Source organism: Mycobacterium simiae, from assembly GCF_008370645.1.
Lineage (GTDB): Bacteria > Actinomycetota > Actinomycetes > Mycobacteriales > Mycobacteriaceae > Mycobacterium > Mycobacterium simiae_A.
The window spans coordinates 1-685 of the sequence record NZ_VTZN01000465.1 but is presented as its reverse complement, the minus strand read 5'-3'; the positions used below and the strand labels follow the sequence as shown (position 1 = coordinate 685).

1 protein-coding gene is annotated in these 685 nt (G+C 68.9%); it reads left to right on the top strand.

Going from position 1 to position 685, the window contains the following annotated elements; genetic code table 11:
* Nucleotides 1–23: 23 nt before the first annotated feature.
* Nucleotides 24–685, top strand: a 662-nt coding sequence (locus F0Q45_RS26445; protein ID WP_444875267.1) for a SpnB-like Rossmann fold domain-containing protein, incomplete at its 3' end; no start/stop codon positions are given.

Sequence of the window (685 nt, the reverse complement as noted above, 5' to 3'; positions counted from 1 at the left end):
CCCCCGTCATCAGCGTGCGCACGATGACCCTGCGCGCCGTGCCCGAGTGCCTGCCCCAGCGCCTCACCGCTCCGGGGTTGCGCGACAGCCTTTTCAAACTGGACTGGCCGGCGCTGCCACCCGACACCTTTCCTGCGGCGGACGCGGCGGCTACTTGGGCCGTCGTCAGCGACGACCCTGAACGTGTCCCACCGGGCCTGCGGCAGGCCACGAGTCACACTGACCTCTCCGATCCGGACTTAGCCCACGCCGACCTGGTGATCTGGGTACTGCCGCTACCCGATACCGAACAGGATCCGGTAGGACAAGTCCACACCCTGACTCGGCACACCCTGACCCAGCTGCAACACTGGCTGGCCCGCTCCGACGTTCTCGGCACACCCCTGGTTGTGTTGACCCGCCACGCCGTGGCCACCAGCGCTCACGACCGCGTACCCGATTTGGCGCACGCCGCGGCTTGGGCACTGATTCACGCCACCCAGAACGAGCATCCGGGCCGGATCAGTCTGCTCGACACCGACGACATCGCCGACGGGTTGGCGAACATCCTGGCCGCCGTCGCCCGCCGGATCGCCGAACCCCACCTCGCGCTACGCCAGGGCAGCGCTCACACCCCGCGGCTGACCCCGAGTACGTCGCTGACACCGCCGCCGTCTGCCACCTGGCAACTGGGTACCACCGGCAA